Raw genomic sequence first — 26,741 nt, forward strand, 5'->3', positions numbered from 1 at the left:
CCGGTGGGCGGACGGCCGCGGCGCGGTTCGTCGTCGGCGAAACGCGGACGGGGCCAGGAGGCCTCAGGCTCCCCTACGATGTTGTGTGACGTTGCCGACGCCCGACCCGCGCTCCCGCGGTGAGGAGCGGCGGCCTTCCCGCGCCGTCCGGCCCGGGACGCGATCGATACGGGAGTTCTGCGTGCCTTCGATCCTCGACAAGGTCCTTCGCATCGGCGAGGGCCGGATCCTCAAGAAGCTGTCCGGCATCGCCGACCAGATCAACAAGCTGGAGCCCAGCTTCGAGGATCTCACCGACGAGGAGCTGCGGGAGGAGACGGACCGGTTCAAGGCTCGCCTCGCCGACGGCGCCACCCTGGACGAGATCCTGCCGGAGGCGTTCGCGACCGTCCGCGAGGCGGCGCGGCGCACGCTCGGGCAGCGGCACTTCGACGTCCAGCTCATGGGCGGGGCGGCGCTGCACCTCGGCAACATCGCCGAGATGAAGACCGGTGAGGGCAAGACGCTCGTCGCGACGACGGCCGCCTACCTCAACGCGCTCGAGGGCAAGGGCGTGCACGTCGTCACCGTCAACGACTACCTGGCGAAGTACCAGAGCGAGCTCATGGGCCGCGTCTACCGCTTCCTCGGGCTCACGACGGGCGTGATCCTCTCGGGCCAGACACCCGCGCAGCGCCGCCAGGAGTACGCCGCGGACATCACGTACGGCACGAACAACGAGTTCGGGTTCGACTACCTGCGCGACAACATGGCGTGGTCCACCGACGACCTCGTCCAGCGCGGCCACAACTTCGCGATCGTCGACGAGGTCGACTCGATCCTCATCGACGAGGCGCGCACGCCGCTCATCATCTCGGGCCCGGCCTCGGGCGACGCGAACCGCTGGTACGGCGAGTTCGCCAAGGTCGTGCGCCGCCTGAACGGCGGGACCGACTACGAGGTCGACGAGAAGAAGCGCACCGTCGGCGTGCTCGAGCCGGGGATCGAGAAGATCGAGGACTACCTCGGCATCGACAACCTCTACGAGTCCCTCAACACGCCCCTCATCGGGTTCCTCAACAACGCCATCAAGGCGAAGGAGCTCTTCAAGCGGGACAAGGACTACGTCGTGCTCAACGGCGAGGTGATGATCGTCGACGAGCACACGGGGCGCATCCTGCCCGGCCGTCGGTACAACGAGGGCATGCACCAGGCCATCGAGGCCAAGGAGGGCGTGCAGATCAAGGCCGAGAACCAGACGCTCGCCACGATCACGCTCCAGAACTACTTCCGCCTGTACTCCAAGCTCGCGGGCATGACGGGTACCGCCGACACCGAGGCCGCCGAGTTCCAGGGCACGTACAAGCTCGGGGTCGTGCCGATCCCGACGAACCGCCCGATGCAGCGCCTCGACCAGGCCGACCTCGTCTACAAGAACGAGGACGGGAAGTTCGACGCCGTCGTCGCCGACATCGTCGAGCGCCACGCGCACGGTCAGCCCGTGCTCGTCGGCACGACGAGCGTGGAGAAGTCGGAGCTGCTGTCCTCCAAGCTGAAGAAGCAGGGCGTGCCGCACGAGGTCCTCAACGCGAAGCAGCACGCGCGCGAGGCCGCGATCGTCGCGCAGGCCGGCCGCAAGGGCGCGGTCACGGTGGCGACGAACATGGCCGGACGAGGCACCGACATCATGCTCGGCGGCAACGCCGAGTTCATGGCGGTCGCCGACCTCGCGGCCCGCGGGCTCGACGCGGCGGAGAACGCCGAGGAGTACGAGGCCGCCTGGCCCGACGCGCTCGAGAAGGCGAAGGCCGCCGTCGCCGCGGAGCATGACGAGGTCAAGGAGCTCGGCGGTCTCTACGTGCTCGGCACGGAGCGCCACGAGTCGCGCCGCATCGACAACCAGCTGCGTGGTCGGTCGGGCCGTCAGGGCGACCCGGGGGAGTCCCGGTTCTACCTGTCGATGCAGGACGACCTCATGCGCCTGTTCAACTCGGGTCTCGCCGAGTCGATGATGAACCGCGCCGGGTTCCCCGACGACGTCCCGCTCGAGTCGAAGATGGTCACGCGCGGCATCGCGAGCGCGCAGGGCCAGGTCGAGTCGCGCAACTTCGAGATCCGCAAGAACGTCCTCAAGTACGACGACGTCCTGTCCCGGCAGCGCACCGTCATCTACGACGAGCGCCGCCGCGTGCTCGAGGGCGAGGACCTGCACGAGCAGGTGCAGCACTTCCTCACCGACGTGATCACGGCCTACGTGGAGGCGGCGACGGCCGAGGGCAACCCCGAGAACTGGGACCTCGACGCGCTGTGGACCGCGGTCAAGGCCGTGTACCCCATCTCGATCGAGGTCGACGAGGTCGTCGAGCAGGCCGGGGGTGCGACCCGCCTCACGCAGGAGCTCCTGCTCGAGGAGATCCTGTCCGACGCCCGCATCGCCTACGAGAACCGCGAGGAGCAGCTCGGCTCCGCGAACATGCGCCAGCTCGAGCGCCGCGTGACCCTCTCCGTCCTCGACCGCAAGTGGCGCGAGCACCTCTACGAGATGGACTACCTCAAGGAGGGCATCGGCCTGCGCGCGATGGCCCAGCGCGACCCGCTCGTCGAGTACCAGCGCGAGGGCTACCAGCTCTTCCAGGCGATGACCGAGGCGATCAAGGAGGAGACCGTCGGGTTCCTCTTCAACCTCGAGGTCAAGGTCGCCGAGCCCGGTGCGGCGCAGGGCCAGCCCGCGGTGATCGACGCCGCGCAGGCGGCCCAGGCGGCGCAGTCCGCGGCCGGTCAGGCCCTCGGCGGGGCCGCGGGCGCGGCCTCGGCGGGCGCGGTCGCCGGTCTCGCCGCCGCGGCCCAGGCGTCGACGACGCGGCCCGCCCCGGCGCCGTCCCCGGTCGAGGACGCCACCGCGGACGCCGTGGAGGACGCGACCGTCGAGGACGCGCCGGCGGAGGCGCCGTCGGTCGCGAAGTCCTCGGTCGACGAGCCGCCCGTGCAGGCGGCCGCTGCCGAGGGCGCGCCCGTGGCGGCGCCGGCACCGTCCGGCGACCGTACCGGCACGCTCATCGCGAAGGGTCTCGACGGCCCCGAGCGTCAGGTGCCGCTCTCGTACAGCGCGCCGAGCGAGGACGGCACGGGCGCCGCGGTCGTCACGGGCGACGCCGGTCGCCGGTCGCGCCGCGCGCTGCACGGCGAGGCGACCGCGGTCGAGAGCGACGGCCGGACGTTCCCGGGCACCCCGCGCAACGCGCAGTGCCCGTGCGGCTCGGGCAAGAAGTACAAGGTCTGCCACGGGCAGAACGAGGACTGACCTGTCGGGGGCGCGTCGCCCCCGACGGACGAGGAGGGGCGGTCGCCGTGCGACCGCCCCTCCTCGCGTCGCGCCCCGACCTGCGGGCGCCGCGGGGGGTCACCCGATCTCGAGCGCGACCACGCGCCAGGTGCCGCGGCGCACCTCGAGCCGGGCAGCGGCCGCCCGGACCCGGTCGCCGTCGTCGACGACGACCGTCGCCTCGGCGACCTCGGCCCCGAGGCGCAGGACGCGGGCACGCCGGACCGTGACGGGGCGTGTCGCGGTGCCCGGAGCGAGGTCGGCCTCGAGGACGATCCGGGCACGACGGGCGAGCGCCTCGTAGATCTCGGGCGTCACCCAGCGCGCGAGCTGCTGGACCGTGCGGTCGCCGCGCACCACCTCGACGGCGGCCCTCACGACGGCGCAGCACAGCGGCGTCGGGTCCGGCAGCGGGACGGGCGCCGTCGGGACCAGCGGACGGCCGTGCGCGACGTGACGCGGGACGGCGGCCCGGGGGTCGCGGACGTCGACGGCCGTCGTGGGCGGCTCGCCGACGCACCGGAGCAGCCGTGCGCCGGTCTCGTCGGCCGGGACGCCGGTGGACCGCGGGGACACGGCGGGCTGGGGGTCGCGCAGGCTGGTCGTCATCGTCGGCTCCTCGGGAGTTCTGGACGGTGGGTCATGCCGACGGTGCGACGAGCACCTGGCCGGGCCGGATGAGGTCGGGGTCGTCGCCGATCACCGCGACGTTCGCCGAGTGCCACCGCGCCACGGCCGCGGCGACGTCGGCGTCGGTGGCGTCCGCCGGGAGCGACCGTGCGGCGATCCCCCACAACGTGTCGCCGCGCAGCACGACGACCTCCGTGCCGGTCGCGGTCACCTCGCGCGTGACGGTGAGGGCGGCGTCCCGTTCCGCGGGCGGCAGTGCCGGGGCCGAGCGGTCGGCGGGTGGGGTGCTCGTCCCCGTCGCGCCCGGGGCAGGAACGGTGGGCGCGTCGGTCGGCGCCGGCGCGGGGTGGCCGGGCGCCTGCGGTGGGGCGCCCTCGGTGGCGGCGTCCGGACCCGGTCCCGCGGTCGCGGGGGCGGTCGGCGGGACGGACGCGCGCCAGCCGAGGTCCACGGCGACGACCGCCGACCGGTCCTCGGCCCGGCCCTCGTCCGCCTGGGCGGTGCCCCCGCCGAGGACGAGCCCGGTGCCGACCGCCACGGTGACCCCGATGCGCGCCGTCCGGCGCACGACCGCGGGGGCGTGGCGCGCGACGAGCCGCTCGCCCACGGTCCAGGTGCGGCCGCCTGCCCGGACGGCCAGGCAGCCGAGCGCCAGCGCGCAGCTCACGGCGACCCATCCGGCGGCGACGGCGCCGACGACCACCGCTCCGAGCTCGAGATGGCTCTCGAACCGCGCGGGGTGCAACGCCCCGGCGAGGTGGAGGGCACGTGCCGTCAGGCCCGCCGAGGCCCCCGACATCGCGGCCAGGAGGAGCGCGAGCATCCCGGTGTCGCGGAGGCGACCGCTCCGTGGCGGATCGGGAGCTGGGTCGGTCGCGGGAGAGGGATGATCGAGCGAAGGTCGCGGGTCGGATCGCCGTGCCATGGGTCCCCCTGGTACCGACCGCGGGTGCCGCGGACGTGTCTTGATGACATTTGATCGAGTTTGATCTCGTTCAACACATCTAAGGGGACCTTGGTGTCGATGTCCAGGGGTCTCTCGTGATGTGGACGGGGCTGACCCCGCCTGGCGCCTCCACCGCTACCGTGTGCCCGTGCGGTGGGACGCCCTCTTCGACGACCTCGCGGCGCAGCTTGCCGCCGCCGAGCGTGCCGAGCTCGCCGACGCGGTCGCCGACCTGACGCGCGCCGAGCACGCCACCGTCTCGCTCGCCGAGCGGCTCCGGGGCACGACGGGGACCGTCACCCTCGAGCTCCGGGACGGGGCGCGGATCACCGGCGCCGTCCGTGACGTCGCGAGGGAGTGGGTGCTCGTGGCGGAGCGGCAGCGCCAGCACCTCGTCCCCTCGGGAGCCGTCGCGGCGGTCACCGGGCTCGACAGGTTCGCGCGTCCCCCCGTCTCGGGACGCGCGGACCGGCTCGGTCTGGGTCACGTGCTGCGGGCCCTCATGCGGGACCGCCGTCCGGTGCAGGTGCGCGTCGAGGCCGCCGCCTTCCCGGGTTGGATCGCGCGGGTGGGCACGGACCACCTGGACCTGGAGGTCGAGCCGGGAGCACGGCACGGGACCCGGTCGGTACCCTACTCCGCGCTGCTGTGCGTCAGCGACGCAGGGCCGGGCGGCGTCGCCCGATGATCACGACGCAGGGGGAGCGGTCGAGGGTCGGGCGCCGCGAGCCGACCGGCGCGGTGGGGCGACGGTGCGTGCGCGGCGTGGCTCAGCCGTCGAACTCGCCCGCGTCGATCCGCTGGCGGGTCTGCGCGTACATGCGCTGGATGTACCCCTCGAGCTCGCTGGCCTCGACGCGCCACTGGCCGCGGCCCCCGACCTGGATCGCGGGCAGCTCGCCCGACCGGACGAGCGCGTACGCCTGCGCCGCGGAGATGTTGAGCTCTTCCGTGACGTCGGCGAGGGTGAGGAAGCGCTGGGCCATGGCGCAAGTCTGGCACGGGCCCGACGACGCCCCGACGTCGTCCACAGCCACCCCCGCGGCGCGGCGCCGACGACGATCATGGGACCGGCGGCCGCCGGCCGCCCACCGGAGCACGTGCAGGACCACCGACACGACCACGGACGGGACTCGATGACGACGACCCTGGAACGCCCCTCGCGCGACACGACGGCGACGGCCCCTCCTCCCCGCGCGGCCACCCGGCTGCGACGGCCGACCTGGCGCGACCCGCGGCTCCTCGTCGGCCTGGTCGTCGTCGCCGCGTCGGTCGCGCTCGGGTCCTGGGCGGTCGCAGCGGCCGGGCACACGGACGCCGTGTACGCGGCCGACGACGTGCTGACCCCCGGTGACACGGTCAGCGCCGAGGACCTGCGCGTCGTCGAGGTCCGGCTCGGCAGCGAGACCGACGGGTACCTCCTCGCCGCCGACGGCCTCCCCGAGGGCGCGGTCGTGCTCCGCACCGTCGAGCCGGGGGAGCTGCTCCCGGCGAGCGCGCTGGGCGCTGCCGACGACCTCGGCGTGCGCGCCGTCGCGGTGCCCGTGACGACCGGTCTGTCGGACCGGATCGTGGCCGGGGCCGCGGTCGACCTGTGGCACGTGCCGGCACCGCCGTCCGGCACGGGCGAGCCGGGGGCTGCGGGCGCGGGAGCCGGACCGGCGGTCCTGGTCGAGGGCGTGACCGTGGCGGAGGTCGACGAGGCGGACGGGACGTTCGTCGCCGGCGGCCCCGTGACGATCCACGTCCTCGTCGGCGCCGACGACCTCCCCACGGTGCTCGGTGCCGTGGCCGGCGAGGGGTCGATCGCCGTCGTCCCCGTGGGCGGTGCGGGGTGAGCGGGGCGACGGCCGTCGCCACGGTGCTCTGCGCGGTCCGCGGTCCGCTCGAGGCCGAGGTCGTCACGGCGCTCGACGCCCCGGGTCTGCAGGTGACGCGACGCTGCGCCGACGTGGTCGAGCCGCGGGCCGCGGCGGCGGCAGGGGCCGGGGCAGGTGGGGGTGGTGTCCGCCGACCTGCCGGCGTTCGACCGGGAGGCGGTCGCGGAGCCCCACGCGCACGCCGTCCGCGTCGTGGGGCTGGCCGTGCCCGGCTCGTGGGAGGAGAACCGGCTCCGCGCGCTCGGGGTCGACGTCGTCGTGGACCCCGCGGCGTCCGCCGACTCGCTCCGGGAGGCCGTGCGCACGGTCGTCGCGCGACCGGTGCCGACAGCCCTGGCTCCCGACGGCCCGCACGGCCCGCCGGCCCCGGCGCCGGTCGGCGTCGAGCCGGCGCCGCCCACCGGACGGGTCGTCGCCGTCTGGGGTCCGACGGGCGCGCCCGGCCGCACGACGGTCGCGGTCAACCTGGCCGCCGAGCTCGCCGGTCCGCCGTCGTCGGGTCGGCGCGGCTCGCGGCGCGACCGCCGCCCGTCCGAGGTCGCGCTCCCCGCCGTCGCGCCGACCGGCCCCGAGTCCGGCGTCCTGCTGGTCGACGCGGACACGTACGGCGGGTCGGTCGCCCAGCACCTCGGGATGCTCGACGAGTCGCCGGGGCTCGCGGCGGCGGCGCGCAGCGCGGGCCACGGAGCCCTCGACGCCGTCGGCCTCCAGGAGCTCGCGCCGACCGTCGTCCCGCGCCTCCAGGTCCTCACCGGTCTCGCCCGGGCCGCGCGCTGGCCGGAGCTGCCCGGGCCGTCGCTGGACGTCGTGTGGGACGTGGCCCGCTCGGTCGCGGACTGGACGGTCGTCGACTGCGGGTTCGGCATCGAGACCGACGAGCTCCTCACCTACGACACGCGCGCTCCCCAGCGCAACGCAGCCACGCTCAGCGCGCTCGGGGCGGCGGACACGGTCGTCGTGGTCGGCGGTGCCGACCCGGTCTCCCTGCAGCGGCTCGTGCGGGCGCTCGACGAGCTCGACGCCGTCGGAGCCGCGGCCGGTGCGCTGCGGGTCGTCGTCGTGAACCGGGTGCGCTCGGGGGTCGTCGGGCCGCGACCCGAGCGGGCCGTGCGTGAGGCGCTCGCGCGCTACGCGGGCGTGGACGACCTCCAGGCCGTCCCCGAGGACCGGTCGCTGGACCTCGCGCTGCGGGAGGGCCGCGTCCTGGCCGAGGTGGCGCCCGGCAGCCCCGCGCGACGCGCCCTCGCGCGGCTCGCCGCGCACGTGCGCACCTCGACGCCCGTGCCCGTGGCCAGCACCGGGCACCTCCAGACGGCACACTGAGCCCATGCGCATCTACCTCCCCGCCACGCTGGACGAGCTCGACGCCGCGGCCGTCACCGACGACGCCGCGCTCTGGACGGTGGCGCCGCGCGGCGCGCACGCCGTGACGTCGGCGCTCGGTCGGTCCCTGCCCGACGAGGACGAGGAAGGGCTCGAGTACGCGGCGGCCCTCGAGGCGGCCGACGACTCGCTCGCCCTCGTCGCCTCCCGGCCGGACGCACCGCGGCAGCGGCTCGTCGTGACGATCGAGGTCCCCGACGACGCGGTCCAGGTCGTCGAGGCCGCGTCCGGTGACGACGACGAACCGGCACCGAGCGCGGTCCGGGTCGTGCGGACCGTGGCCGACGTCGCGATCGTGTGCGTGCACGTCGACGAGCCCGAGGCCGCCCCCGACGTCGAGGCGGTGCTCGCCGCGGCCGACGGCGACGGCCCCGAGGCCGACGCGCTGCTCGACGCCGCGCTCGACCGGGTCACCGAGCGCGACCTGCTCTGGTATGACTGGTCGGAGCTCCCGGACGTGCCGCGCGCCTGACGCCGGTCGGCCGCGGTCGCCGACGCGCGGTGCGGTGGGACCTCAGCCCAGCCGGCCGAGCACCTCGTCGTGGAGGAGGCCGTTCGTCGCGACGGCGTTGCCGCCCCACGGCCCGCCGGCGCCGTCGAGCGACGTGAACCGGCCGCCGGCCTCGGTGACGATCGGCACGAGCGCGGCCATGTCGTAGAGCTCGAGCTCGGGCTCGGCCGCGGCGTCGACGGCGCCCTCTGCCACGAGCATGTACGACCAGAAGTCCCCGTACCCGCGCGTGCGCCACGCGCCGCGCATGAGGTCGAGGAAGGGGTCGAGCCGTCCGCGCTCCTCCCAGCCGCCGAGCGAGGAGTAGGCGAGCGAGGCGTCCTCCCAGCGCGAGACCGCGGAGACGTGCAGGCGCGAGGCCGCGGCGAGCGACTTGCCGGTCCACGCGCCCGTGCCCTTCGCGGCCCACCACCGGCGCCCGAGGGCCGGTGCCGAGACGAGGCCCACGACGACCTCGTCGCCGTCGGCGAGCGCGATGAGCGTCGCCCACACCGGTACGCCCCGCACGAAGTTCTTCGTCCCGTCGATGGGGTCGACGATCCAGCGGCGTGAGCCGTGACCGGTCTCGCCGTACTCCTCGCCGACGATCGCGTCCCGCCCCCTGGCCCGCCCGAGCCCGGCGCGGATGATCTCCTCCGCGGCGCGGTCGGCGTCGCTCACCGGGGTCGAGTCGGGCTTCGACTCGACGTGCAGGTCGATCGCCTTGAACCGGGACATCGTGTGGCCGTCGACCTGGTCGGCGATCACGTGGGCGAGGCGCAGGTCGTCGTCGTAGCTCCGCGTCGAGGGGGGCGTCATGGCTCACACCGTAGCGGTGCGACCCGGCACCGCGGACTCAGGCCGCGCCGGTGCGCGAGGTCAGCACGCGGCGGAAGGACTCGAGCCGTGCGGCGCGGGCCGCGCGCGTCTCGTCGTCGGGTGACGCCTCGACCCACTCGTCGAGCGCGCAGTCCGGGGCGTCGTCGAGGTGCGTGCACCCGCGCGGGCACGCCTCGGCGACCTCGTCCAGGTCGTCGAACGCGCGCAGCAGGTTCCCGACCTCGACGTGCGCGAGCCCGAACGACCGCACGCCGGGGGTGTCGATCACCCACCCACCGCCGGGCAGGCGCAGCGCGACGGCGGAGGTCGACGTGTGCCGGCCGCGGCCCGTCACGTCGTTCACGATCCCCGTCGCCCGCCGGGCGTCGGGCACGAGCGCGTTGACGAGCGTGGACTTGCCGACGCCTGAGTGCCCCACGAACACCGAGGTGCGTCCGGCGAGAGCGGCGCGCACCGCGTCGAGCGGCTCGATCGCCCACCCGTTCGCGGCGAGGCCGTCCGGGACGCGTCGCGTCTCGACGACCGAGACCCCGAGCGGCTCGTAGAGCGCGCGCAGCGGGGCGGCGTCGGCGAGGTCCGCCTTGGTGAGGCACAGCAGGACGTCCATGCCCGCGTCGTACGCCGCGACGACGCACCGGTCGATCATGCGCGTGCGCGGCTCGGGCTCGGCGAGCGCGGTGACGACCACGAGCTGGTCGGCGTTGGCGACGATGACCCGCTCGTAGGGGTCCGTGTCGTCGGCGGTCCGTCGCAGGACGGCGGTGCGCTCCTGGATGCGGACGATGCGCGCGAGGCTCCCGTCGTCGCCCGTCACGTCGCCGACGAGGTCGACCCGGTCGCCGCACACCACGCGGGTGCGCCCGATGTCGCGTGCCTTCATGGCGACGACGACCCGCTCGTCGGGCCCGTCCGCGTCGACCAGGAGCGTGTAGCGCCCGCGGTCGACCCCCGTGACGAAGCCGGTCACCGCGTCCGCGTGCTCGGGCCGCTGCTTGGTGCGCGGGCGGCTGCCCCGCTTGCCGGGGCGGGACCGGAAGTCCGACTCGTCGGGGACGCGTCGTGCCATCAGCGGGCCGCCACCCCCTCGACGGGGGCGGCCGGCGCGCCCGGCGCGGCAGCTCCGGGTGCGCCGCCGTCGAGCATGCGCTCCCACATGCCCGCGAACCCGGGCAGCGTCTTCGCGGTCGTCTCCACGTTCTCCACGGCGACCCCGGGCACGCGCAGACCGATGAGCGCGGCCGACGTGGCCATCCGGTGGTCGTGGTACGTGCGGAACGTCGCGCCGTGCAGGGGGCGCGGCGTGATGACGAGCCCGTCGCGCGTCTCCTCCGCCCGGCCGCCGAGCCGCGTGATCTCGGTGGCGAGCGCGGCGAGCCGGTCCGTCTCGTGACCGCGCAGGTGCGCGATGCCGCGCAGACGGCTCGGGGCGTCTGCCAGCGCCGCGAGCGCGGCGATGGTCGGCGCGAGCTCGCCCGCCGCGCGGAGGTCGACGTCGACGCCGCGGATCTCGCCGGTTCCCGTCACGGACATGACCCCGTCCTCGAGGCTCGCCGTGCCGCCCATCGCCGTGAGGAGCTCGCCCAGCATCGCGCCGGGCTGGGTGGTGGTGGTCGGCCAGCCCGGCACGCGGACCGTGCCCCCGGCGACCAGGGCCGCGGCGAGGAAGGGTCCGGCGTTGGAGAGGTCGGGCTCCACCTGGACGTCGCGTGCGGTGATCGGTCCGGGCTCGACGCGCCAGATCGCAGGCCGCGAGTCGTCGATCACCACGCCGACCTCGCGCAGGACCTCCACCGTCATGTCGATGTGCGGCATGCTCGGCAGCGTGGTGCCGACGTGGCGCAGCGTGAGGCCCTGGTCGAACCGCGCGGCAGCGAGCAGCAGGCCCGAGACGAACTGGCTCGACGCCGACGCGTCGACGTCGACGGACCCGCCGCGCACCCGGCCGCGACCCCGGACGGTGAACGGGAGGGTCGTCGGGGGGCCCGGTGACCCGCCGGCGTCGCCCGCGACCCCCACGTCCAGGGCGCGCAGCGCCGTGAGGACCGGACCCATCGGGCGGACCCGAGCGCCCTCGTCGCCGTCGAAGCGGACCGGGCCTTCCGCGAGGGCCGCGAGCGGGGGGAGGAACCGCATGACCGTGCCGGCGAGGCCGCAGTCGATCTCCGCCGGCCCGCGCAGTGCGCCCGGGACGACGTGCAGCTCGCTGGGGGACGCTCCCTCGGTCACGTCGACGCCGAGCGCGCGCAGCCCCGCGGCCATGAGGTCGGCGTCGCGGCTGCGCAGCGCGCCGCGCAGCACGCCGGGGCCGTCCGCGAGGGCGGCGAGCACGAGCAGGCGGTTCGTCAGCGACTTCGAGCCCGGCACCTCGACGGTCGCGTCGAGCGGCCCCGCCACCGTCGGCGCGGCCCACCCTTCCGCCTCGGCGGGGACGGGGGCTGCGGCGCGCGGGTCGGTCATGGTGCCCAGGCTAGTGGAGGGGGAGGGCCCGACGCCGGACCCTCCCGCAGCCCGGACGCGCCCGCCCGGACGCCCCACCGCCGTGCGCGTGCTCAGGCCACCTTGGAGCGGACGGCCGCACCGGCGTCGTGCACCGCACCCGACGTGAGGCTCGCGGCGTGCTCGGCGGCCTCGCGCGCCGCCTTCGCCGCCCGGCGTGCGGCGCGCCCGGCGTCGGCCGACGCCTGCTTCGCGGAGCCCGTCACGCCCTTCGCCGTCCCCCTGACACCCTTCGCCGTGCCCTTGGCGCTCGCGACGACGGCTTCCTGCTTCGCCTGCTTGGCCCGGACCAGGTCGTGGCGCGCCTTCTCGAGCCGCCACTGCACCCCCGGCCGTCCCTCGTAGTCGGCCCCGGCGATGAGCGCGGCACCGATCGCCCCGATGTTGGCCACGAACTTGCGCGTGCGCTCCGACCGGGTCGCCTCGCCGCCGGTGAACGGCTGGTTGACGACGGCGAGCGGGACGGTGAGCGCCGCGAGCGTGAGCGCCGCGGTGCGGGGGGCCTTGCTGACGGCGAGGCAGAGGCCCGCGACCGCGGTGGCGACACCGTGCGCCCGGACGAGCGCCGTGACCTGTGCGTCGCTGAGCGGAGCCTCCACGCCGGCGCCCTTCTCGACGAGCTCGACGCCGCTCCGCGCGGCGCGGACGTGCTCGGCCGGCTTGAGTGCGGTCTGGACGCCGTCGTAGACGAACCAGGAGGCCAGCATGGGCCTCGCGAGGTGACGCAGCAGCATCGGTACTCCTTCGGTCGCGTGTCGCTCCAGCCTGCCGCGCCCGCGCTCCGCGCGCCACCGGCGACCGGTCCTGAGGGCCTGAGAACCGCGGGAGACGAGGGAGAGACGGGACGAGGGCGAGGCGACGGGCGAGGGGGAGGTGAGGGAGGGCGCGCGCGATCGTGGCGGGCCTGGCGAGAGCCCGCGAGGGACGAGCGGGCGGATGGTGGATCGCGCGCGCCCTCCCTCACCTCACCCGGTGGTGCGATCAGGACACGAATGCCCTCAGAGCGCTCCGCCGGCGGCCTCGGGCGCGTCCGCGGACTCGCCCGAGTCGCCGATCGTCTCGCGGGCGACGTAGTTCTCGAGGTCGAAGAGGTTGTCCCCGGCGCGCTGCGCGACGGTGAGGAGCGTCGTCGCCGACGCGACCTCCTCCACCTGCTCCTTGAGGAACCACAGGAGGAACTGCTCGCCCAGGGCGTCGCCCTCCTCGCGCGCCGCGCGGAAGATCGCCTCGATCTGGGCCGTGACCTGCTTCTCCTGGTCGAGGGCGAGCTGGAGCGGCTCGACGACGGACGAGAAGTCGTTGCGCACGTCGCTCGTGCCCGGGATGACGACGGGCAGGTCCCGGTCGAGGTGGTACTGCACGATCATCATCGCGTGGTTGCGCTCCTCGACCGACTGGCGGTAGAAGTGCGCGGCGAGCTGGGGCAGGTCGTGCGAGTCGAACCACACGGCGATCGCGATGTACTGCTGGTGCGCGTCGAGCTCGTGCGCGACCTGCTCGCGCAGGAGGGTGAGGAAGCGGGACGGGATCTCGGTGGTGGTCATGGGCGTCACGGTAGCGACGTCGGCCGCGCGGCACACCCCCTGCCCGCGGCCGGGAATGGGCCGTCGCGCGTGGTGGTTGCACACCTCGTGACCATCCTCCTCGACGCCCGGTCGACCGCCGCTCGGGCGGCCGCCCCGGCCTCCCCGGACGAGGCCTTCGCGGCGGCCTTCTCGGCCGGTCCTGCCGCGAGGTCCGCCCCAGCGAACAACCTGACGAACAGGGGACTAGGCTCGTTGTCGATGACTGAGCAGATCCCCGGGAGCCCCGAGACGGCGCCGTCCGCGACGCCGACCTCCGCGCTGCCCGAGGGGACGGGGAGCGACCTCCCCGCGACCACCGGTACGGACGACGACACCGACACGAACCGCGCCCCGGCGGCGGAGGACGACGCCGCGCGGGCGGCGCGGTTCGAGCGCGACGCGCTGCAGTACCTCGACCAGCTGTACTCCGCGGCGCTGCGCATGACGCGCAACCCGTCGGACGCCGAGGACCTCGTGCAGGAGACGTTCGCCAAGGCGTTCGCGGCGTTCCACCAGTACCGCCCGGGGACGAACCTCAAGGCGTGGCTGTACCGGATCCTCACGAACACGTTCATCAACACGTACCGCAAGAAGCAGCGCGAGCCGCAGCAGTCCCAGGCGGAGGACGTCGAGGACTGGCAGATCGCCCGCGCCGCGTCGCACACGTCGCAGGGGCTGCGATCCGCGGAGGCGGAGGCGCTGGACCGCCTGCCGGACACGGACGTGAAGCGTGCTCTGCAGGAGCTGCCCGAGGACCGCCGCATGGTCGTGTACTACGCGGACGTCGAGGGCTTCCCGTACAAGGAGATCGCGGAGATCATGGGGACACCGATCGGTACGGTCATGTCCCGCCTGCACCGGGGCAGGCGCCAGCTGCGCGAGCTGCTGGCCGACTACGCCGCGAAGCGAGGACTGGTGGGGGCGAAGGCTCCCGGAGGTGAGTCGTGAGCACGTCAGAGAGCCGGACGCCGGGCCTGCGGGTACCCGACGAGGCGGTCACGCCCATCCCGCACGCCACCGAGGGCGAGTCGGAGTGCGAGCACGCGCTCCTGCACCTCTACGAGTACCTGGACTCGGAGATGACGGCGGACGACGAGCTGCGCATGCGCGCGCACGTCGCGCACTGCTCGCCGTGCCTCGCCGAGCTGAGCGTCGAGGAGCTCGTGAAGCGGCTCGTGCGCCGTTCGTGCCACGAGCAGGCGCCGGCGAGCCTGCGTGCGCGGATCCACGCGCAGCTCGTCGTCATGACGACCACGACGGTGGTCGAGACGCGCTGAGCCGCGCGAGCGCCCGCCGACCACGGCACGACGAAGGGCCCGGACCGACGACGTCGGTCAGGGCCCTTCGTGCGTGTGCGCCGTGTCTCAGGCGTTGGGGCGCTTGCCGTGGTTCGCGGCGTTGCCCTTGCGGCTGCGACGCTTGCGTCCGCGCTTGCTCATGATGTTCTCCTGATCGTCTGGGGGAGTGCCGTCCCGGGGGAATCTCGGCGGGAACGGCCGCCCGCGGCGGGTCCGGTCCGCCTCCCATGGTCCCACACGTCATCCCTTGCCCTTCGCCGGAACGCGATATATCGTGTCTCGAGGAACGCGATATATCGCGACCTCGGACGGTGGCGGACCGCAGGTCCGTCGCCGGCGCCGCCCCGGCGCGACACCGCTGGACGAGAGGACGGGCGTCCGATGACGCACGAGAGCTGGGCCGTCAGCGGTCCGCGGACGATCGGGCTCGAGCACGTCACCGTGCTCGACGCCACGGTGATCGGGGGGCGCATCGACGTCGTCGCCCACGACGACCCCGCCCGGACCGACGTCGTGGTCGAGGTGCACTCCGTGACGGGGCGCGCGCTCGAGGTGACGCGGGAGGGCGCGACCCTGCGCATCGGGTACGGCTCGTACGAGGCCGGGTGGAAGGGCTTCCTCGAGCGCTTCCGCACCTACACCGGCAAGGACGCCGCCGACGTGCACGTCGCCGTCCCCGCGACGACGCGGGCGAAGGTCGTGACCGTCCAGGGCGAGGGGCTCGTCGCGGGGCTCCGGGAAGGCGTGCGCGTGGGCACGGTCACCGGCTCGGTCATGACCAGCCGCACAGCGGGCGAGCTGCGCGTCGACACGGTCTCCGGAGAGGTGTCCGCGAGCGAGCACGACGGCACGGTCCGGATGGAGTCCGTCTCGGGAGGCCTCACGGCGACGGGAGCGCTGCGCTCGCTGCGGCTCGAGTCCGTCTCGGGCGCGGTGACGGTCGACACCCGCACGACGCCCTCCGAGGTGAGCGTGAGCGCCGTCTCCGCCGACGTGCTCGTGCGGCTGCCCGACCCGGACGCCATGTCGTACGCGATCCGGTGCCTGAGCGGGCGGCTGCTCGTCGACGGCACCGAGCAGCGCGGCACGGCCGGCTCGTTCACCCGGGCGGCCCTGCACCGGCCGGCGGCGCCCGTCCGGGTCTCGGCCGTCTCCGGGAACGTCACGGTGCTGCGCGGCGTGTCCGAGGAGGACGGGGCCCACGCCTTCGCGGACGCGTCCGAGCGCGCGACCGACGGCGGCCCGGTCTGGGGATCGCCCGGCGCGCGCGCGGCGTCGACGCACGGCCCGGTGGACCGCTGATGGCCACGGTCTTCGCCCACGGCGAGCTCCGCCTGTACCTCCTCGCGCTCCTCGACACCGGGCCGAAGCACGGGTACGAGCTCATCACCGAGCTCACGGACCGCTTCGGCGGCACGTACCGGCCGAGCGCGGGGACCATCTACCCGCGTCTCGGGCGCCTCGAGGACGAAGGGCTCGTGCGCCGCAGCGTCGAGGGGCGCAAGACGACCTACGAGCTCACGCCCGCCGGCCGTGCCGAGATCGAGGCGCGGCGCGCGGACGTCGCGCAGCTCGAGCACGGCATCGCGGAGACCGTGCGGCAGCGCGCCCAGGCCCTGCGCGCCGAGGTCCAGGGCTCGCTCCAGGGGCTGCGCGCCGAGCTCGCCGCCGCGGCGCAGTCGGCACGCGCACGCCCGCGCGACGGCGAGCCCGACCCGCGGCGCCGGGAGTCCTACGCCTGGCGCATGGAGGCCGAGGCCCTCGTCCAGCGCTTCCGGGACGACGTGCGCGCCGACCTGCGCCGCGCCGACGCGTCGAGCGTCGTCACGGAGCTCACCGTGGACACGCTGCGCACCGTCCTCGACAGCGCGCGCCGAGCCGTCCGGGCCACCCTGCCCTGAGGGGCGGCGCTCCGGACCACCACGACCAGCACCCCGACCATCTCGACCGAACACCGAACGAGGAGAGATCCATGAGCACCGAGACCTGGGTGGTCACCACCCCGCAGACCGTCGACGTCGCCGAGGTACGCCGCGTCGTCGTCCAGCTGACCGACGGTTCCGTCGACGTCGTCGCGGACCCGAACCGCGCCGACGGGGCGCACGTCGAGATCGGCGACGTCACCGAGCGACCGCTGCAGGTGAGCGCGCACGACGGCGAGCTCCGCATCGGGTACGACTTCGCCGGCATCGAGGGCGTCGTCGACCGCGCGAAGGGCCTGCGCGACAAGGACCGCGCCGTCGTGCGCGTCACCGTCCCGGCCGACGTGCCCGTCAAGGTGACGACGGCGCGTGCCGCCACCACCGTCACGGGCACCACGGCCGACCTGTCGGTGACCACCGCCACCGGCCCGGTGCGCGTCCAGGGCACGACGGGCCCCGTCTCCGTCAAGACGGCCTCCGCGCCCGTGGACGTCGTCGAGCACGTCGGGGACGTCCGGGTGAGCACCGCCTCCGGCGCCGTCAACGTGGCGGGGTCGCTGGGCCGCGTGTCGGTCACGACCGTGACGAGCGGCGTCGAGGTGGTCGCGCGCGAGAGCACGCCGCTCGTCGACGCCCGCACGGTCTCCGGCGACGTCGCCGTGCGCCTCGGCGCCGGCGCTCCCGTGAACCTCAAGGCGCGCAGCGTCACGGGCAAGGCCGTGCTCGACGGCGTGCGCCTCGAGAGCTCCGCGCAGCGCACGACCTCGGTCGACCACGTCGACCGTCCGGCCGAGACGCCCGCCGCCGGCGGCGCCTACGTCTCGGCGAGCACCGTGTCGGGCGACCTCACGGTCTCGCGCGGCTGAACCGGACGGCCTGCCCGACGAACCGGACGGTCTGCCCGAGGACGCGCCTCAGGGCGTGTCGTCGGGCAGGCCGAGCCAGGCGTGCCACCCCGTGTGCAGCACGAGCCACGCCATGAGGCCGTAGCCCGCCTGGCCCGGGAACCCGTTGCCGCTCTGGGCGAGGTCCGCGAGCCACTGCTCGTGCGTCACGAGCGGGCTGAACGTGTCGACGTACGGGACCCGACGACGGTTCGCGACGTCCGCGAACGCGTTCGAGAGCTCGGCGAGCCGGTCCGCGTCCTGCGGGTGCCCGGGCGGCGGCCCGACGACGAACGTCGGCAGGCGCCGTGACTCCGCGACGTCGAGCACGTTCGCGAGGTTGAGACGCGACCGCGCCACGGACAGGCCCGAGTCGAGGTCGTGGCGGCCCAGGCCGACGACGAGCCGGTTGTCGACGTCGGGCTCGGGGGAGAACCGCCGAGCGGTCTCCGCCTCCCAGCGCTGGCTGAGGGCCGTCGTCGTCTCCCCGGGGATCGCGAGCGGGAAGACGTACACCGGCTGCGGGAAGCGCGTGCGCGCGACGACGCGCCCCGACCACCCCAGGGCCTTGGCGTCCCCGACGCCGGCGCTCAGCTCGTCGCCGACGACGCAGATCCGGACTTCTCGACGTGCTGCGTCCTCCACGAGACCCATTCTCCCCGACGCCGGGAGCCGCGGTCGATCCGGGGCCGTCCGCTCGGCGTGTCGGTGCCCGTGCGCGACCGTCGCGCACGGGCACCGGCCCGCTCTCAGAGGAGGCTGGCACCCCACGTCACCTCGTGCGACTCGCCCGGCGCGAGGCGCACGAGCCGGTCCCCGGTGCGGAAGGCGTCCGCGATGCAGCTCATCGGCTCTGCGGCGACGCCGGACCGGCGGAACGCCGCGTCGCCCACGTGGTCGCCCGTGCAGATCTGCCACGCGTCCATCGACGCGTCCATCCACACGGCGGCGGTGCGACCGTCCGGCGCGCCGAGCCGGATCCACGACAGGCCGTCCGTGTCGCGCGTCACGTCGACGTACGCGTCGTCGAGGTCGACACCGCGCAGGGAGCGGGTCTCACGCAGGTCGAACGTGCCGGACACCGGCTCGGTCCCGGTGGGCAGCAGGCGGTCGTCGGTCGTGACGCGCGAGACGGCGTCGAGACGGATCGTGCAGTCGTCGAGGTCCGCGCCGTCCGGCGAGAGCCACGGGTGGAAGCCGATCCCGTACGGCGCCGTGCCGCGGCCGGCGTTCGTCGTGCGGACGTGCACGCGCAGCCCGGCGTCGCTCAGCGAGTACTCGACGCGGGACACGAGCGCGAACGGGTAGCCGGGCGTGGGCACGAGCCGCAGCTCGAGCGTCACCGCGGCGCCGGTGTGCTCGACGACCGTCCACCGCTGCCAGCACGCGAGACCGTGGAGCGCCGTGCTGCGCGCGAACTCGGTGACGGGGACCTGGTACCTCGTGCCGTCGATCTCGTACTGACCGTCACGCAGGCGGTTGGGCCACGGCAGCAGCACCGCGGCGTTGAACGCGGGGGCGACCTCGTCCTCCCCGAAGGGGACGAAGACCGGCCGGCCGGCGACGGCGTACTCGCGCACCGCCGCTCCGACCTCGGTGATCGTGGCGACGTGGTCGCCGTGGGCGATGCGCAGCTGGGCGCCGGAAGGTGCGTCGGTGTTCACGCTCACATACGGTACTCGGCGTGCGCGGGTGCACGATGAGCCCTCGCCCGTCAGACTCGGTGCCCGGGCACGTGCGCCTGCGCGCCCGACGCAGCACGAGGAGGAACGATGGAACGACGTGTGCTCGGACGCACGGGACGGCTGGTCTCGGTGGTGGGACTCGGGACATGGCAGCTCGGAGCCGACTGGGGCGACGTCGAGGAGGGCGACGCCCGCGCGGTGCTCGACGCCTCCGCAGAGGCCGGCGTCACCTTCTTCGACACCGCCGACGTGTACGGCGACGGCCGCAGCGAGCAGATCATCGGCTCGTACCTCGCCGACAACCCCGGCCACGGGATCACCGTCGCCACGAAGATGGGCCGACGGGAGGCGCAGGACCCGGACGACTTCACGCTCGCGAAGTTCCGCGAGTGGACCGACCGCTCGCGCGCGAACCTGCGGACCGAGCGGCTCGACCTCGTCCAGCTGCACTGCCCGCCCACGGCGGTCTACTCGCGCGACGAGGTCTACGACGCCCTCGACACCCTCGTCGCCGACGGCGCCATCGCGTCCTACGGCGTGAGCGTCGAGAGGGTCGACGAGGCGTTGACGGCGATCGCACGCCCGGGGGTCGCGTCCGTCCAGATCATCCTCAACGCCTTCCGCCTCAAGCCGCTCGACGAGGTGCTCGCCGCCGCGTCCGCGGCCGGCGTCGGCATCATCGCGCGCGTGCCGCTCGCGTCGGGGCTGCTGTCCGGGAAGTACACGCGCGACACCACCTTCTCGGACGACGACCACCGTAGCTTCAACCGCGACGGCAGCGCGTTCGACGTGGGCGAGACCTTCTCCGGCGTCGACTTCGAGACCGGCGTCGAGGCGGCACGGAAGTTCTCCGACCTCGTCCGCGACACCGTCTCCCAGGACCTCACCCCGGCCCAGGCGGCCATCGCCTGGATCTGGCAGCAGCCCGGCGTCACGACGGTCATCCCCGGCGCGCGCAACGTCGAGCAGGCGCGCTCCAACGCCGTCGCGGGGTCGGCCGAGGTGCTCGGCCCGCTCTTCGCGTCCGGCGTCCGCGAGATCTACGACGAGCACTTCCGGGCGGCGGTCCACGACCGCTGGTGAGGCGCGTCGGTCGCGCGGTCGTGGTCGGGTCGGGCGCGACCGGAGGAGCGGCGGCGGGTCTACCATCCGCGGCGCTCGTCCCTCGCGCCAGACGCACCTGGACCGCCGCCGGACGCGTCCACGACGCACGACGACGAAGGCCCCCTCCCGTGGGAGGGGGCCTTCGTGGTGCTCAGCTCCGCGAGAGCGGGCAGGTCGTCAGCGGGTGAACGCCTGCTCGAGGAGGACCGCCTGCTGGGCCTGGTGCTTCTTCGCCGTGCCGGCGGCCGTGGAGGCCGACGCCGGCCGGGAGACGACGCGTACGCGCGGCAGGTCCTCCGGCAGGTTGATGTGGACGAACGACCAGGCGCCCTGGTTCTCCGGCTCGTCCTGGACCCACACGACCTCGGCGTCGCCGTACTTCGCGATCTCGGCGCGGATCGCGTCGACGTCGAGCGGGTAGAGCTGCTCGAGGCGGACGATCGCGGTGGCCTCGTCCCCGCGCTTCGTGCGCTCGGCGAGGAGGTCGTAGTAGACGCGTCCCGTGCACAGCAGCACGCGGTCGACCTTGGCCGGGTCGGCCGCGGCGTCCCCGATCACGGGCCTGAACGTGCCCTGCGTGAACTCCTCGACCGGGGACGCGGCCGCCTTGAGGCGCAGCAGCTGCTTCGGCGTGAAGACCACGAGCGGACGACGCGGGCGGTCGTACGCCTGACGACGCAGCAGGTGGAAGTACGACGCGGGCGTCGACGGCTGCGCGATGGTCACGTTGTCCTCGGCGGCGAGCTGCAGGAAGCGCTCGATGCGCGCGGACGAGTGGTCCGGGCCCTGGCCCTCGTAGCCGTGGGGGAGCAGCATGACGACCGAGGAGTACTGGCCCCACTTCTGCTCCGCCGACGAGATGAACTCGTCGATGACGGTCTGGGCGCCGTTGACGAAGTCGCCGAACTGCGCCTCCCACAGCACCAGGGCGTCGGGACGCTCGACGGAGTAGCCGTACTCGAAGCCGAGCGCGGCGTACTCGGAGAGCGAGGAGTCGTAGACCCAGAACTTCGCCTGGTCGGCGGAGAGGTAGAGCAGGGGGGTCCACTCGGCGCCGGTCTCGCGGTCGTGCAGGACGGCGTGACGCTGCACGAACGTGCCGCGGCGCGAGTCCTGGCCGGCGAGGCGGACCGGCGTGCCCTCGACGAGGAGCGAGCCGAACGCGAGGAGCTCGCCGAACCCCCAGTCGATCCCGCCGTCGACCGACATCTGCCGGCGCTTCTCCAGGAGCTGCGCGAGCTTGGGGTGCACCGTGAACCCCTCGGGCGGCGCGACGTGCACCTGGCCGATGCGCTCGACGACGTCCGCGTCGACCGCGGTGCGCCAGCCGACCATCGTGCCGGCGTCCTCGAGCTGGGACTCGGGACGCTCGAGGCCGGCCACGGGCTCCGACGAGGCGGACGGCGTGTAGCCGCCCTCCTTGGTCTCCGTGAAGACGCGCTCGAGCTGGGCCTGGTAGTCCTGCAGGACGTGCTCGGCCTCCTCGAGCGTGATGTCGCCGCGCGCGACGAGGTTCTCCGTGTAGAGCTTGCGGACCGAGCGCTTCGCCTCGATGAGGTTGTACATGAGCGGCTGCGTCATCGACGGGTCGTCGCCCTCGTTGTGACCGCGGCGGCGGTAGCAGATGAGGTCGATGATGACGTCGCGGTCGAACTGCTCGCGGAACGCGAAGGCCAGCTCGGCGACCCGCACGCACGCCTCGGGGTCGTCGCCGTTCACGTGGAAGATCGGCACCTGGTAGCCCTTGGCCACGTCGGTCGCGTACGTCGTCGAGCGCGACGACGACGGTCCGGTGGTGAAGCCCACCTGGTTGTTGACGACGACGTGGACCGTGCCACCCGTGCGGTAGCCGCGCAGCTGGGCGAGGTTGAGCACCTCGGGCACGACGCCCTGGCCGGCGAAGGCGGCGTCGCCGTGGATGAGGATCGGCAGCACGGAGAAGCCGTCGCCGCCGAGGTCGATGCGGTCCTGCTTGGCGCGCACGATGCCCTCGAGCACCGGGTCGACGGCCTCGAGGTGCGACGGGTTGGCCGCGAGGTAGACCTTGGTCGTCGCGCCCGACTCCGCCGTGAACGTGCCCTCGGTACCGAGGTGGTACTTCACGTCGCCGGAGCCCTGCACGCTCTTCGGGTCGAGGTTGCCCTCGAACTCCGCGAAGATCTGCGCGTAGCTCTTGCCGGCGATGTTCGCGAGGACGTTGAGGCGTCCGCGGTGCGCCATGCCGATCCCGACCTCGTCGAGGCCGTTCTCGGCAGCCTTCGACAGGATCGCGTCGAGCAGCGGGATGAGGGACTCGCCGCCCTCGAGCGAGAAGCGCTTCTGGCCGACGAACTTCGTCTGGAGGAAGGTCTCGAACGCCTCGGCGGAGTTGAGGCGGCGCAGGATGCGCAGCTGGTCCTCGCGCGGCGTGCGGGCGTACCCCGACTCCAGGCGCTCCTGCAGCCACTTGCGCTGCGTGCGGTCGGCGAGGTGCATGTACTCGACGCCGACGGTGCGGCAGTACGAGTCGCGCAGGAGGCCGAGGATGTCGCGCAGCGACGACTTCGTCTTCCCGCCGAACCCGCCCGTGGGGAACGTCCGGTCGAGGTCCCACAGCGTGAGGCCGTGGTTCTGGATGTCGAGGTCGCCGTGCTTGCGCTGGCGGTACGCGAGCGGGTCGGTGTCCGCCATGAGGTGGCCGCGCGAGCGGTACGAGTGGACGAGCTCCGCGATCTTCGCGGGCTTGGCCGCCTCGACGTCGGCGTCCGTCGTGTTGTCCCGCACCCAGCGCACCGGCTCGTAGGGGATCCGCAGCGCCGCGAACACGCGGTCGTAGAAGCCGTCCTCGCCGAGGAGCTTCTGCGACAGGATGCGCAGGAACTCGCCGGACTGGGCGCCCTGGATGATGCGGTGGTCGTAGGTCGACGTGATCGTCAGGACCTTCGAGATGCCGAGGCGGGCGAGCCGCTCCGTCGAGGCGCCCGCGAACTCCGCCGGGTAGTCCATCGCGCCGACGCCGATGATCGTGCCCTGACCCTGCATGAGGCGGGGCACCGAGTGCACGGTGCCGATGCCGCCCGGGTTCGTCAGGGAGATGGTCGTGCCGGCGAAGTCGTCGACCCCCAGCTTGCCGCCGCGCGCGCGGCGCACGAGGTCCTCGTAGGCCGCCCAGAACTGGGCGAAGTCCATCGTCTCGGCCTTCTTGACGCTCGGGACGAGGAGCTGTCGTGTGCCGTCCGGCTTCGCGAGGTCGATCGCGAGGCCGAAGTTCACGTGCGCGGGCTGGTTGACGGCGGGCTTGCCGTCGAGCTCGGTGTAGCTCGAGTTCATCGCCGGCATGTCCGCCAGCGCCTCGACGAGCGCGAAGCCGATGAGGTGGGTGAACGAGATCTTGCCGCCGCGACCGCGCGCGAGGTGGTTGTTGATGACGATGCGGTTGTCGACCATGAGCTTGGCCGGCACGGCGCGCACGGACGTCGCCGTGGGAACCTGCAGGCTCGACTCCATGTTCGTCACGACGCGCGCGGCCGGCCCGCGCAGCTTCTGGACGTCGTCGACCGCCTCGGTCTGCTCGTCCGGCGCGCCGGCCACCTTGCGGGCCGGGACCTGCGCGTAGGGCGCGGTGGCGGGCTGCGCCGTCGCGACGGGCTTGTGCGCACGCACGGCCTCGACCGCGGCGTTGACGGCGGGGTCCGCCGGCAGCTTCGGGGGCTTGACGCGCTGCGCCGCCTCGGCCGCGGCCGAGCCGTCCGTCGCCGGCGTCGGCTTCGCGGCCTCCGCGGGACGGGCGGTTGGCGCCGGGGCGGAGGGCGCGCTCTGCGCCGTGGTGCCGTTCGTGGACGACGACGCCGGCGCGGGGGACGGTGCGGTGCGGTCGGCACCCTCGTCGTCGCGCTCCGCCGGACGGTAGTCCTCGAAGAAGTCCCACCACGCGGGGTCTACCGCGTTCTTGTCCTTCAGGTACTGCTCGTAGAGCTCGTCGACCAGCCACTCGTTCGCTCCGAACACGGAGCTTGCGTCGCTGATCGCCTCTGACTCAGCCTTCGGGGACACGCGAGGATCGCCCACTTTCACACACAGGTCGCTGTACGGTCACAGTCGTGTCGGCGCGTGACGGCGAGACGACGACGCGCCCCGGCACAGACTCGTCCGGCATCCGGACCACACCAGCCTAGGCCCTACGGCGCCGCTCGCAGGGCCGCCCGGGGAGTTCTCCCGCGAGGCGTGCGCGGGTTCTTCACGCCGTGTCTGCCCGAGGCAAACGCGGTGCAACGCCCTCCTCGACTGCGGGCAAGAGCGCGGAATTCCACGCCATCACGGGGTATGGGCGGACCGGCGTGTGACGCATCTCTCACGCACGTCGTGGGCGGGCGCGGCGGTCACGGCGCGGTCAGGGCGCGCCGTCGTCCAGGGGCGGCGCCAGGTCGCCCGCGCGCGCGGGGAGCGTCACGCGCATCGTCGCGCCGCGGCGCGAGTCGGCGACCTCGATCCGGCCGCCGTGCAGGTCGACCGCCCACCGGACGATCGCGAGCCCGATCCCGGTCCCGCCCGTCGAGCCGCCGCCCGACGGGTGCGTCCCCGTCGCGTGCGTCCCCGTCGCGCTGGCCCGCGCGAAGCGCTCGAAGATCCGCTCGCGGTCCTCCTTCGCGATGCCCGGTCCTTCGTCGACGACCTCGATGACGACCTCGTCGTCGACGGGGTACGACTCGAGCCGGATCTCGCCGCCCGGAGGAGAGTGCCGGATCGCGTTCTGGAGCAGGTTCACGACGACCTGGTGGAGGCGCTCGCGGTCGGCCTCCAGCACGAGGTCCGGCGGGGTGACGTCGACGACGTAGCGCAGCCCCTTGGCCGCGTCGACCATGGAGACCGCCTCGGCGTTCTCCTCGAGGAAGTCGCCGACCTCGATCTCGGTGATGTTCAGCGCCGCCGCACCGGCCTCGATGCGCGACAGGTCGAGCAGGTAGGCGACGAGGCGCGTGAGGCGCTCCGTCTGCGCGAGCGCCATCTCCATCGTCGCGGGCGTCGGCTGCGTCACGCCGTCCACGACGTTCTCGAGCTGTGCCTGCAGCGCGGCGATCGGCGTGCGCAGCTCGTGCGACACGTTGGCGATGAGCTCGCGCCGCACCTGGTCGCTCGTCGCGAGGTCCTCCGCCATGACGTTGAACGCGACCGCGAGCTGCCCCACCTCGTCGCGGCTCGTGGCCCGCACGCGGCGGGTGTAGTCGCCGTCGGCCATCGCGCGGGCGGCGGCGGTCATCTCCCGCAGCGGGGACGTCATGCCCCGCGCCAGGAGCTGGGTCAGCAAGAGCGACAGGACGATCGCGAGCGGGAAGGTCCGCGACGGGCCGAGCTGGTTCTGCAGGCCGATCCACGTGATGAGCACGGCGAGCGTCACGGTGGCCGCGACGAGCACGCCCAGCTTGATCTTCAGCGAGCGGAACGAGTCGAGCGGCCGGACGTCGGGCAGGTGCGGCCTGATCGTGTGGGACCGGTGCGGCTGGCTGCGGGACGGGCCCGGGCGGTCCGAGCCACCGGTGGGCGTCGTCATCCGGCCGGCGGCTCGAACGCGTACCCCACGCCGTGCACCGTGCGGATGAGGTCCGCGCCGAGCTTGCGCCGCAGCGCCTTGATGTGCGAGTCCACGGTGCGCGTGCCGCTCGCGTCGGCCCAGTCCCAGACCTCGGCGAGCAGCCGCTCGCGCGTGAGCACCGTCTTGGGCGAGCTCGCGAGCATCACGAGGAGCTCGAACTCCGTGGGCGTGAGGTGCACCTCCTCGCCGGCGCGGTACACGCGGCGCTGAGCCTTGTCGATCGTCACGTCGCCCACGGCCATGGGCGGCTCCGCGGGGGTCGTGCTCGCCGCCTGCGCCGCACGGTCCATGCGCCGCAGGAGGGCCTTGATGCGCGCGACGAGCTCGCGCATCGAGAAGGGCTTCGTCATGTAGTCGTCCGCGCCGACCCCGAGCCCGATGAGCATGTCCGTCTCGTCGTCGCGGGCCGTGAGCATGAGGATGGGCACCGGCTGGTCGGCCTGGATGCGGCGCGTCACCTCGAGCCCGTCGATGCCCGGGAGCATCACGTCGAGTACGACGACGTCGGGCCGCAGGCGGGCCGCCGCGTCGACGCCGGACAGCCCGTCGCGCGCGACCTCGACGCGCCAGCCCTCGGCGCTCAGGCGCTGCGCGATGGCCGTCGCGATCGCCGGCTCGTCCTCGACGACGAGCACGGTCGCGGTCTGCTGGCCGGCCGGTCCGGTCGGGGGAGCGGGCGTGCGGCTCGTGGTCGGCCCTGCACCCGCTCCGGTGGGGAATGCGCTCGCTGCCCTCGGATCTGCCATGG

Annotated in this window: 25 protein-coding genes; 11 read left to right on the forward strand and 14 right to left on the reverse strand. The window is 74.0% G+C overall.

Annotation, left to right across the window (positions count from 1 at the left end; genetic code table 11):
• The first annotated feature begins 181 nt into the window (after positions 1 to 181).
• The gene (gene secA, locus ACWPWV_RS11880; protein ID WP_454043190.1) at positions 182 to 3,280 is read left to right on the forward strand and encodes a preprotein translocase subunit SecA; all 3,099 of its coding nucleotides are present in this window, start codon (positions 182 to 184) and stop codon (positions 3,278 to 3,280) included.
• Between the two features lie 99 nt (positions 3,281 to 3,379).
• Here the strand turns inward: secA and ACWPWV_RS11885 are convergent, their stop codons facing one another.
• Positions 3,380 to 3,910 (reverse strand): Rv3235 family protein, encoded by a 531-nt coding sequence (locus ACWPWV_RS11885; RefSeq protein WP_454043191.1) that lies wholly within the window; start codon positions 3,908 to 3,910, stop codon positions 3,380 to 3,382.
• Positions 3,911 to 3,941: 31 nt separating this feature from the next.
• The gene (locus ACWPWV_RS11890) at positions 3,942 to 4,754 is read right to left on the reverse strand and encodes a LysM peptidoglycan-binding domain-containing protein (RefSeq protein ID WP_454043192.1); all 813 of its coding nucleotides are present in this window, start codon (positions 4,752 to 4,754) and stop codon (positions 3,942 to 3,944) included.
• Between the two features lie 271 nt (positions 4,755 to 5,025).
• Between ACWPWV_RS11890 and ACWPWV_RS11895 the strand changes: the two genes are divergently transcribed.
• A complete protein-coding gene (locus ACWPWV_RS11895; protein WP_454043193.1) occupies positions 5,026 to 5,565 on the forward strand; it encodes a hypothetical protein in 540 nt (179 codons plus the stop codon).
• A gap of 82 nt (positions 5,566 to 5,647) precedes the next feature.
• Here ACWPWV_RS11895 and ACWPWV_RS11900 read toward each other — a convergent pair whose 3' ends face one another.
• Complete coding sequence (locus ACWPWV_RS11900) at positions 5,648 to 5,863, reverse strand: helix-turn-helix domain-containing protein (protein WP_454043194.1); 216 nt, start codon at positions 5,861 to 5,863, stop codon at positions 5,648 to 5,650.
• A gap of 150 nt (positions 5,864 to 6,013) precedes the next feature.
• Between ACWPWV_RS11900 and ACWPWV_RS11905 the strand changes: the two genes are divergently transcribed.
• The 3 genes from ACWPWV_RS11905 (at position 6,014) to ACWPWV_RS11915 (ending at position 8,612) form a co-directional block, all read left to right on the forward strand.
• The gene (locus ACWPWV_RS11905) at positions 6,014 to 6,715 is read left to right on the forward strand and encodes an SAF domain-containing protein (protein ID WP_454043195.1); all 702 of its coding nucleotides are present in this window, start codon (positions 6,014 to 6,016) and stop codon (positions 6,713 to 6,715) included.
• 165 nt (positions 6,716 to 6,880) lie between these two features.
• A complete protein-coding gene (locus tag ACWPWV_RS11910; RefSeq protein ID WP_454043196.1) occupies positions 6,881 to 8,080 on the forward strand; it encodes an AAA family ATPase in 1,200 nt (399 codons plus the stop codon).
• Between the two features lie 4 nt (positions 8,081 to 8,084).
• Positions 8,085 to 8,612, forward strand: a complete 528-nt coding sequence (locus tag ACWPWV_RS11915; protein ID WP_454043197.1) for a DUF6912 family protein — start codon at positions 8,085 to 8,087, stop codon at positions 8,610 to 8,612.
• 42 nt (positions 8,613 to 8,654) lie between these two features.
• On the opposite strand, the gene hisN is transcribed toward ACWPWV_RS11915, so the two are convergent.
• The 5 genes from hisN to ACWPWV_RS11940 form a co-directional block, all read right to left on the reverse strand.
• On the reverse strand, positions 8,655 to 9,449 hold the full coding sequence (gene hisN / locus ACWPWV_RS11920; protein ID WP_454043198.1) for a histidinol-phosphatase: 795 nt from the start codon (positions 9,447 to 9,449) through the stop codon (positions 8,655 to 8,657).
• Between the two features lie 37 nt (positions 9,450 to 9,486).
• Positions 9,487 to 10,536 (reverse strand): ribosome small subunit-dependent GTPase A, encoded by a 1,050-nt coding sequence (rsgA, locus tag ACWPWV_RS11925; RefSeq protein WP_454043199.1) that lies wholly within the window; start codon positions 10,534 to 10,536, stop codon positions 9,487 to 9,489.
• Positions 10,536 to 11,927, reverse strand: a complete 1,392-nt coding sequence (gene aroA, locus ACWPWV_RS11930) for a 3-phosphoshikimate 1-carboxyvinyltransferase (protein WP_454043200.1) — start codon at positions 11,925 to 11,927, stop codon at positions 10,536 to 10,538. Before aroA ends, rsgA begins: the two co-directional genes overlap by 1 nt.
• Positions 11,928 to 12,019: 92 nt before the next feature.
• Entirely contained in the window at positions 12,020 to 12,700 is a 681-nt protein-coding gene (locus ACWPWV_RS11935) for a DoxX family membrane protein (protein ID WP_454043201.1), read from the reverse strand.
• Positions 12,701 to 12,964: 264 nt separating this feature from the next.
• On the reverse strand, positions 12,965 to 13,510 hold the full coding sequence (locus ACWPWV_RS11940; RefSeq protein ID WP_454043202.1) for a ferritin: 546 nt from the start codon (positions 13,508 to 13,510) through the stop codon (positions 12,965 to 12,967).
• Positions 13,511 to 13,750: 240 nt separating this feature from the next.
• Here ACWPWV_RS11940 and ACWPWV_RS11945 point away from each other — a divergent pair, with 240 nt between their 5' ends.
• Together ACWPWV_RS11945 and rsrA are read left to right on the forward strand one after the other, a co-directional pair.
• Positions 13,751 to 14,479, forward strand: coding sequence for a sigma-70 family RNA polymerase sigma factor (locus tag ACWPWV_RS11945; protein ID WP_454043203.1), 729 nt, complete (start codon positions 13,751 to 13,753; stop codon positions 14,477 to 14,479).
• Positions 14,476 to 14,808, forward strand: coding sequence for a mycothiol system anti-sigma-R factor (gene rsrA, locus ACWPWV_RS11950; protein ID WP_454043204.1), 333 nt, complete (start codon positions 14,476 to 14,478; stop codon positions 14,806 to 14,808). Before ACWPWV_RS11945 ends, rsrA begins: the two co-directional genes overlap by 4 nt.
• 87 nt (positions 14,809 to 14,895) lie before the next feature.
• Here rsrA and ACWPWV_RS11955 read toward each other — a convergent pair whose 3' ends face one another.
• Positions 14,896 to 14,970 carry a 50S ribosomal protein bL37 gene (locus ACWPWV_RS11955; RefSeq protein ID WP_099052597.1) on the reverse strand — a complete coding sequence of 25 codons (75 nt, stop codon included), beginning with the start codon at positions 14,968 to 14,970 and terminating at the stop codon, positions 14,896 to 14,898.
• Between the two features lie 240 nt (positions 14,971 to 15,210).
• Between ACWPWV_RS11955 and ACWPWV_RS11960 the strand changes: the two genes are divergently transcribed.
• The 3 genes from ACWPWV_RS11960 (at position 15,211) to ACWPWV_RS11970 (ending at position 17,617) form a co-directional block, all read left to right on the forward strand.
• Positions 15,211 to 16,131, forward strand: a complete 921-nt coding sequence (locus ACWPWV_RS11960) for a DUF4097 family beta strand repeat-containing protein (RefSeq protein ID WP_454043205.1) — start codon at positions 15,211 to 15,213, stop codon at positions 16,129 to 16,131.
• Complete coding sequence (locus ACWPWV_RS11965; RefSeq protein WP_454043206.1) at positions 16,131 to 16,730, forward strand: PadR family transcriptional regulator; 600 nt, start codon at positions 16,131 to 16,133, stop codon at positions 16,728 to 16,730. Before ACWPWV_RS11960 ends, ACWPWV_RS11965 begins: the two co-directional genes overlap by 1 nt.
• 71 nt (positions 16,731 to 16,801) lie before the next feature.
• A complete protein-coding gene (locus ACWPWV_RS11970; protein WP_454043207.1) occupies positions 16,802 to 17,617 on the forward strand; it encodes a DUF4097 family beta strand repeat-containing protein in 816 nt (271 codons plus the stop codon).
• 48 nt (positions 17,618 to 17,665) lie between these two features.
• On the opposite strand, the gene ACWPWV_RS11975 is transcribed toward ACWPWV_RS11970, so the two are convergent.
• Both ACWPWV_RS11975 and ACWPWV_RS11980 read right to left on the reverse strand, forming a co-directional pair.
• Positions 17,666 to 18,280, reverse strand: a complete 615-nt coding sequence (locus ACWPWV_RS11975) for a GDSL-type esterase/lipase family protein (RefSeq protein WP_454043208.1) — start codon at positions 18,278 to 18,280, stop codon at positions 17,666 to 17,668.
• 104 nt (positions 18,281 to 18,384) lie between these two features.
• Complete coding sequence (locus ACWPWV_RS11980; protein WP_454043209.1) at positions 18,385 to 19,299, reverse strand: aldose 1-epimerase family protein; 915 nt, start codon at positions 19,297 to 19,299, stop codon at positions 18,385 to 18,387.
• Positions 19,300 to 19,407: 108 nt separating this feature from the next.
• Between ACWPWV_RS11980 and ACWPWV_RS11985 the strand changes: the two genes are divergently transcribed.
• On the forward strand, positions 19,408 to 20,403 hold the full coding sequence (locus ACWPWV_RS11985) for an aldo/keto reductase (protein ID WP_454043210.1): 996 nt from the start codon (positions 19,408 to 19,410) through the stop codon (positions 20,401 to 20,403).
• A gap of 198 nt (positions 20,404 to 20,601) precedes the next feature.
• On the opposite strand, the gene ACWPWV_RS11990 is transcribed toward ACWPWV_RS11985, so the two are convergent.
• From ACWPWV_RS11990 to ACWPWV_RS12000, 3 genes are all read right to left on the reverse strand, one after another.
• Positions 20,602 to 24,411, reverse strand: a complete 3,810-nt coding sequence (locus ACWPWV_RS11990) for a multifunctional oxoglutarate decarboxylase/oxoglutarate dehydrogenase thiamine pyrophosphate-binding subunit/dihydrolipoyllysine-residue succinyltransferase subunit (protein ID WP_454043211.1) — start codon at positions 24,409 to 24,411, stop codon at positions 20,602 to 20,604.
• Between the two features lie 382 nt (positions 24,412 to 24,793).
• Complete coding sequence (locus tag ACWPWV_RS11995; protein WP_454043212.1) at positions 24,794 to 25,951, reverse strand: sensor histidine kinase; 1,158 nt, start codon at positions 25,949 to 25,951, stop codon at positions 24,794 to 24,796.
• Entirely contained in the window at positions 25,948 to 26,739 is a 792-nt protein-coding gene (locus ACWPWV_RS12000; protein ID WP_454043213.1) for a response regulator transcription factor, read from the reverse strand. The genes ACWPWV_RS11995 and ACWPWV_RS12000 overlap by 4 nt, the downstream gene beginning before the upstream one ends.
• Positions 26,740 to 26,741 lie beyond the last annotated feature (2 nt).

This window comes from Cellulosimicrobium sp. Marseille-Q8652 (genome assembly GCF_965112045.1).